Below are 7,327 nucleotides of genomic sequence, written 5' to 3' on the forward strand. Positions count from 1 at the left end.
GGCGGTGCGGCTCCAGGGTGAGGTCTGCTGCGCGCGGCGGCCGCCGGGTGCCGCTGTCGACCGGGTGAGGAACGGCGGGTGTTGACCGATGACTGTCCGCGTGACGGGCGCTGCCCGCATCCAGGAACTCCTCAAGTCCACCTCCGTGGCCACCGGCTGATCCGACCGCGCGCCGAACGCGCCTGCCCGGCAACGCCCTTGTGAAGGGTCTCCCTTGACTTCCACCTCCGCTGAGTTCTCCGCGCTGGCCCCCTACGGCTGGGACGAGGCCTGGGCCGATGCGTTCGCCTCCCACGGTGCCGACGGGCCGTGCCCGGCCGGGTCGTGCGGGTCGATCGCGGCCGGTGCGATGTCGTCACCTCCGAGGGGACCGTCCGCGCCGACACCGGGTTCGTCGTGCCCCGCGACCCGATGAAGGTCGTCTGCACGGGGGACTGGGTCGCCGTCGACCCCGACGGTGGGGACGAGCGTCATATCTCGGGAACCGCCCAAGGCGGCCACGGCGATCTGATGCCTCCGTCGACCACCCGTGAGCCTTCCCGAGGACGGCGGTTGCCTGCACGAGATCGCGCTTACCGACGCGTCGATCACCGTCCGGTGTGCGGACCTGCAAGCCGTGCAGGGGACGCGAGCTGAGGAGTGGCCGTCCCGCGACTTCAGTCATCCCCTCCGTACCCGGAGAACGACGACTGCCAGATCAGGGCACGGATCCCTGCTGGAGTACGAAATCGGTGGCACTCGGGCGCGTACCCCCTCTACAGTCAGGACTGCTTCGCGCGGCGGCCGTTGGCTGCCGCTGTCGACCGAGTGAGGAACGGGAGGTGTGACCGATGGCTGTCTCTGTGACGGGCGCTGCCCGCGACCAGAAGTTCATCCACTCCACCTCCGTGGTCTCCGGCTGATCTTTCCTGCCTTTCTCGCGCCTGTGAGTGCTGGCGCGTGGCCGGGGCCGCCCTTGTGAAGGGTTCCCCTTGAATCTCTCTTCTTTTTCGGTTTCTTCCGCTTCGTCGCACCCTCTGGCCCCCTACGGCTGGGACGAGGCCTGGGCCGATGCGTTCGCCTCCCACGGTGCCGACGGGCTGGTGCCCGGCCGGGTCGTGCGGGTCGACCGCGGCCGGTGCGATGTCGTCACCTCCGACGGGACAGTCCGCGCCGACACCGAGTTCGTCGTGCCCCGCGACCCGATGAAGGTCGTCTGCACGGGGGACTGGGTCGCCGTCGACCCCGACGGTGATCCGCGCTACGTCCGGGCGTATCTGCCGCGCCGCACCGCCTTCGTGCGCTCGACCTCCTCCAAGCGGTCCGAGGGGCAGATCCTGGCCGCCAACGTCGACCACGCCGTCGTCGCCGTGTCCCTCGCCCTCGAACTCGACCTCGGGCGCGTCGAACGCTTCCTCGCCCTCGCCTGGGAGTCCGGTGCCCAGCCCGTGGTCGTCCTCACCAAGGCCGACCTGGTGCCGGACCCGGTCACCCTCTCCCACCTCGTGCAGGACGTCGAACTGAGCGCGCCCAGCGTGCCCGTGCTCACGGTCAGCGCCCTGCACGGCGACGGGCTCGACGTCCTCGTCGCGCTCGTCGGCTCCGGTACGTCCGTGCTCCTCGGCCAGTCCGGCGCGGGCAAGTCCACGCTCGCCAACGCCCTCGCCGGCGAGGACGTCATGGACGTAGGCGCCACGCGGGACGTCGACGGCAAGGGGCGGCACACCACGACCACCCGCAACCTGCTCGCCCTGCCCTCCGGCGGGGTGCTGATCGACACCCCCGGGCTGCGCGGGGTCGGCCTGTTCGACGCCGAGGGCGGGGTCGGGCAGGTGTTCTCCGAGATCGAGGAACTGGCCGAGCGGTGCCGCTTCCACGACTGCGCGCACGAGGCCGAGCCGGACTGCGCGGTGCGCTCCGCCGTGGACAGCGGCGAGCTGCCCGCCCGGCGGCTGGAGAGCTACCGCAAGCTCATGCGCGAGAACCGGTGGATCGTCGCCAAGACCGATGCGCGGGTCCGTGCGGAGCTTCGGCGGGACTGGAAGCGGAAGGGTGCCGAGGGGAGGGCGGCGATGGAAGCGAAGCGAGGGCGGTACCAGTAAGGGCGCCGCTCCGCCCGCGCGGTCCCGTGCGCGCAGTTCCGTGTCCGTTTTCCGCTGGCCCGGCCCCCGGACGCCTCCCACACTGGAAGGCGTGATGGACGAGGACAGCAGGTACGAGGCCGTGCGGAGCCGGGACGGGCGGTTCGACGGGGCGTTCTTCTTCGCCGTCGAGACCACGGGCATCTACTGCCGGCCCAGCTGCCCGGCGGTGACGCCCAAGCGGCACAACGTGCGGTTCTTCGCGACGGCCGCCGCCGCGCAGGGCTGCGGCTTCCGCGCCTGCCGGCGGTGCCGGCCGGACGCGGTGCCGGGCTCGGCGGAGTGGAACGCGCGGGCGGACGTCGTCGGGCGGGCCATGCGGCTGATCGCCGACGGGATCGTGGACCGCGAGGGCGTGGCCGGGCTCGCCTCCCGGCTCGGCTACAGCGCCCGGCAGGTGCAGCGGCAGCTGACGGCCGAGCTGGGCGCCGGGCCCGTCGCGCTCGCCCGGGCGCAGCGGGCGCACACCGCGCGGGTACTGCTCCAGACCACCGAACTGCCCATCACCGAGGTCGCGTTCGCCTCCGGATTCGCCAGTGTCCGGCAGTTCAACGACACCGTCCGGGAGGTGTACGCCGCGACCCCGACCGAGGTGCGCGCCGCCGCGCCCGCCGGGCGCGGGCGGGGCGCCCGGCGGGCCACGCCCGGCGCCGGCATCCCCCTGCGGCTCGCCTACCGGGGCCCGTACCAGGCCGCGGCCGTCTTCGACCAGCTGGCGCACGAGGCGGTCGCCGGGGTCGAGGAGGTCACCGGCCCGCCCGGCGGCCGTACCTACCGGCGCACCCTGCGACTGCCGTACGGCACCGGGATCGCCGCCGTCGAGGAGCGCACCCGGGTGCCGCGCACCGGCACCGGTACCCGGCCGGGCGGCTGGCTCGACGCACGCCTGCACCTCACCGACCCCCGGGACCTGACCACCGCGGTGCAACGGCTGCGCCGGCTGTTCGACCTCGACGCCGACCCGTACGCCGTCGACGAGCGGCTCGGCACCGATCCGCGGCTCGCCCCGCTCGTCGCCGCCCGTCCCGGACTGCGCTCGCCCGGCACCGTCGACCCGCTGGAACCCGCGGTACGCGCGCTGGTGGGCAGCGCGGGCGCCGAGCCGCTGGTGCGCCGGTACGGCAAGGCCCTCGACGCGCCCTGCGGCGGCCTCACCCATCTCTTCCCGGAACCCGCCGTGCTCGCCGAGGCCGAACCCGGCGGCCCGCTGGGCACGCTCGCCGCGGCCCTCGCCGACGGCCGTGTGCGGCTGGACGCGGGCGCCGACCGGGACGACGCCGCGGCCGCCCTGGGCGCCCTGCCCGGCATGGACCCGGCCGTCGTCGCCGCCGTCCGGGTCCGCGCCCTCGGCGATCCGGACGTCGCCCCGCCGGGCACGGAGGTACCCGACGCCTGGCGGCCCTGGCGGTCGTACGCCGTCCAGCACCTGCGCGTGGCGGGGGAGCCGGTCTGACGACGGGCGTGCCGGGCCCCGGTCGGTGCCGGGCCCACCGGTGAACTCGCCGCGCCCCGGCCGCCGTTGGCCGCCCCCACGCGTGCTGGCGTCGGCCGCCCGAGCGGGGCCGCGACCGTGCCCCTGCCGCCCTGCCGCCCTGCCGCCCCGCCGACTCCGGCCCTCTGCACTACGCCGAGCGGGTGGATCGCCGTCGAGGATGCACCTCCGCGGACCGGGCGTGTGGGACGGTCGCCTCCGACGAGCCACGGGGAAGGGCGAGCGCGGACATGGCCAAGGTCGTACGGATCCTCGCGGTGCTGCTGCTGGCGATGCTGCCCGGCCCGGCGACAGCGGCCGTCGCCCGCCAAGGGCCCGAGCCGCGGTGGACCGGCAGCTGGGAGAGCGCGCCGTCCGGGACCGCCGAGCCCCGGCCCGGCGCCGCCGTCCGCAACGTCGTCCACCTCAGCGTCGGCGGCGCCGCCGTCCGCGTCCACCTCAGCAACCGCCTCGGCACCGCACCCCTGCGCGTCGGCGCGGTCACCGTCGCACGGCGCGCGGCGGACGGCCCGGACGCCCTGCCCGGCACCCTGCGCGCCGCCACCTTCCACGGCGCCCCGTCCGTCACCGTCCCGACCGGCGAGGACGCGGTCACCGACCCGGTGCCGCTGCGCGTACCGGCCGCGGCCGACCTCCTCGTCACCGTGTACACCCCCGGCGACAGCGGCCCCGCGACCTCCCATCAGACCGCGCTCCAGACCAGCTACCTGGCCCCGGACGGCGCGGACCGGGCCGCCGACGAGGACGGCACCGCCTACACGGTCACCATCACCCGCTGGTACTACGTCACCGGCGTCGACGTCCTCGGCGACGCCACCGGCAGCGTGGTCGCGTTCGGCGACTCCCTCACCGACGGCAACGGCTCCACCCCCGACACCAACCACCGCTGGCCCGACCGGCTCGCCGCCCTGCTGCGCGCCGACCGGTACGGCGTCCTCAACGCCGGCGTCTCCGGGAACCGGCTGCTGCGCGCCGGCACCGGGCCGAGCGCCCTCACCCGCCTCGACGCCGACGCCCTCGACCGCGCGGGCGTACGGATCCTGGTGGTCCTGGAGGGCATCAACGACATCAAGGGCACCCCCACGGCCGACGACGTGGCCGCCTACGCCGACGCCTACCGCACCCTCGTCGCCCGCGCCCACGCCCGGGGCGTCCGGGTCGTCGGCGTCACCCTCACCCCGTTCCGCGGCTTCGCCGCCTACACCGGCGCCCGCGAGGCCGTACGGCAGCGGGTGAACGCCTTCATCCGCACCGGCGGCGCCTTCGACGCGGTCGCGGACGCAGACGCCGCCGTCCGCGACCCCGCCGACCCGGCCCGCATCCGCCCGGCCTACGACCCGGGCGACCACCTGCACTTCAACGACACCGGCATGGCGGCCGTCGCCGACGCCGTCCTGACGGCCCTCGCCGGCTGACGGGCCGCCGGGCCGGCGCCGCCCGAGCGCATCGCAGGGGGCAGCGCGAAGCCGGGGAACGCCCCGCCGCTACGGCGGTGGCGCCCACCAGGACGGCCCAGGCCGGCGGCTGCGGACCGGTCGGCGCCCGCCACGGCACCGCGGCCCGCGCCAGCCACGGCCCCGGCACCCCGGGCACCGCCACTCCGCACGGCCGAGGCCGGCGCCGGGCGGCTACGAACGGGTGATCCAGCCCCGCTCGTACGCATGCCAGCCCAGTTGCAGGCGGGTCGTCACCCCGGCCAGTCCCATCAGGCGCCGCACCCGGCGCTGCACGGTGCGCAGGCCCAGGTCGAGCTGCTTGGCCACGCTCGCGTCGGTCAGGCCGGCCAGGAGCAGGGACAGCACCTCCAGATCGGTGGCGTCGGGGGCGTCCGGGCCTTCCTCGGCCACCCCCGAGGCGCCGATCCGCAGCGGCAGCGCCTCCCGCCACACCGACTCGAACAGCCCGGCGAGCAGCTCCAGCAGTCCGCTGGCGTGCACCACCAGCGCGGCCGGCTCCGCCGTCGTCGAGGTCAGCGGCACCATCGCCAGCGAGCGGTCCGCCACGACCAGCTTCGTCGGCACCCGGTCCACCACCCGGACCCGCTCGTCGCGGCCCAGCGCGGCCGTCAGCTCGGTCAGCGCGTGCGGCTGGTCCAGCACCGCGCGCTCCATCACCACCCGGTAGCGCACCCCGCGCACGGCGGCCTGTTCCTCGGCCTCGTTCTCCATGCCGGACACGACCACGGGACGGGCGGTGACCAGCGCGCACACCTCGTACACGGCGCCCAGTTGCAGCTGGAGGAAGCGCTGGGCGACCGCCGAGGCCCCGGTCACCACCTCCACCAGGTCGTGCACCGCCGGTTCCGCCGCGGCCGCCCGGTACTCCTCCGCGAGCAGGGCCGCGGCCAGCTCCGCCTTCTCCAGCTCGTGCCGCTGCTGGGCGAGCAGCGCGCCGAGCGCCACGCCCGGCGGGGCCGCCACCCAGCGGCCGGGCCGGGCCGGGGACTGCGCGGCGAGCCCCTGCCGCTCCAGCCGGCGCAGCGCCCGCTCGGTGTCGGACTCGGCCAGCGCCAGGCGGCGCGCCAGATCGCTCACGTCGGCCGCGCCGACGGCCACCAGTGCCCGGTACGCCGCCTCGTGCGTGTCGTCCAGCCCTATCGCTGCCAGCATCGGCCTACGCCCCTCCCACCACACGCCGTCGACAAGCCGTCGCGGCGGGCCCGGCCTGGCGGAAACCGGCCACGGCACAAACCCGCCGCCGGACATCATCGCCGCAGGGCCGGTGACTCTGCCAAGGTGGCAGCACCCGGGACGCGGGGTCGCGAGCGCGATTCACAGCGTCGTCCCAGGAAACCAAGCCACAATCCGGCCATCCGACCGGTGCCGTTCCCAGGCCCGGTCGCACGGACCGTGGCCCGGGCCCGTACGTGTGCGAGGCATGCGAAGGGGATTCGGGGCCGGGCCACTGTGGGCGTCGCCGGGCGGTCCTCCCGTGGGGGGTGGGGCCGCTCGGCGACCAACAGCCGCCATTCGTACGGCTGTTCAGCCCCTCACCCGACGCGGCGGCCGGGGACGCCGTATTTTCCCGATGCCCCGTTTTCCCACGGCCTCGCCGGTGGACAATGAAGGGCATGAGCCAGCAGGGGGGAAGGCCCGCCCGCCATGAGGACGACTGGTGGGGGCAGTTGTACGACAACTCCACCGCGGACACGGGTCCCACGGCCGCGCCCGATTCCCTGGACGACCGCTTCGCCTCCGCGAAGAGCACGGTGACGGAGCCGTCGCCGGTCACCCCGCCACCCCGCGAACCCGCCCTCCCGGCCCCACGCCCGCCCGAGCCGCCGGACACCCGGCCCCTTGAGATCGGCATTCTGGGGACCGGCCCGCTGGGGACCGGCCCGCTGGAGACCGGCCGGTTGGAGGCCGGACCGCTGGAGACCGGGCTCACGGATGCCGAGCTTCTGGACACCGGCCTCCCGGACGCCGAACTACTGGACGCCGGGCCCAGGGACGCCGAGTTCCTGGACGCCGGACCCAGGGACGCCGAGTTTCTGGACGTCGATCTCAGGGATGCCGGGCCCAGGGATGCTGGCCTCGGGGATGCGGGCCCGAGGGACGCCGGTCTCAGGGATGTCGGCCCGAGGGACGCCGGTCTGCTGGACGCCGGGCCCATGGGCACCGGCCTCGGGGATGCGGGCCCGAGGGACGCCGGTCTCAGGGATGTCGGCCCGAGGGACGCCGGTCTGCTGGACGCCGGGCCCATGGGCACCGGCCTC

At 75.5% G+C, this 7,327-nt stretch carries 4 protein-coding genes and 2 pseudogenes; 5 read left to right on the forward strand and 1 reads right to left on the reverse strand.

The features are described 5' to 3' along the window. Positions 1 to 214 precede the first annotated feature (214 nt). From ACZ60X_RS05765 to ACZ60X_RS05780, 4 genes and pseudogenes are all read left to right on the forward strand, one after another. Positions 215 to 477, forward strand: a pseudogene (locus tag ACZ60X_RS05765) (ribosome small subunit-dependent GTPase A); the annotation flags it as partial. 494 nt (positions 478 to 971) lie between these two features. Then, the gene (rsgA, locus tag ACZ60X_RS05770; RefSeq protein ID WP_469593706.1) at positions 972 to 2,081 is read left to right on the forward strand and encodes a ribosome small subunit-dependent GTPase A; all 1,110 of its coding nucleotides are present in this window, start codon (positions 972 to 974) and stop codon (positions 2,079 to 2,081) included. Positions 2,082 to 2,175: 94 nt separating this feature from the next. Then, entirely contained in the window at positions 2,176 to 3,573 is a 1,398-nt protein-coding gene (locus ACZ60X_RS05775) for an AlkA N-terminal domain-containing protein (protein ID WP_469594390.1), read from the forward strand. Positions 3,574 to 3,842: 269 nt separating this feature from the next. Further along, the gene (locus ACZ60X_RS05780; RefSeq protein ID WP_469593709.1) at positions 3,843 to 5,027 is read left to right on the forward strand and encodes a GDSL-type esterase/lipase family protein; all 1,185 of its coding nucleotides are present in this window, start codon (positions 3,843 to 3,845) and stop codon (positions 5,025 to 5,027) included. Positions 5,028 to 5,240: 213 nt separating this feature from the next. Here the strand turns inward: ACZ60X_RS05780 and ACZ60X_RS05785 are convergent, their stop codons facing one another. Further along, positions 5,241 to 6,221 carry a helix-turn-helix domain-containing protein gene (locus tag ACZ60X_RS05785; RefSeq protein ID WP_469593711.1) on the reverse strand — a complete coding sequence of 327 codons (981 nt, stop codon included), beginning with the start codon at positions 6,219 to 6,221 and terminating at the stop codon, positions 5,241 to 5,243. A 461-nt stretch (positions 6,222 to 6,682) separates the two neighbouring features. On the opposite strand from ACZ60X_RS05785, the pseudogene ACZ60X_RS05790 reads away from it, so the two are divergent. After that, positions 6,683 to 7,327: pseudogene (locus ACZ60X_RS05790) on the forward strand (hypothetical protein); the annotation flags it as partial.

The organism is Streptomyces sp. NPDC104106, from assembly GCF_055584345.1.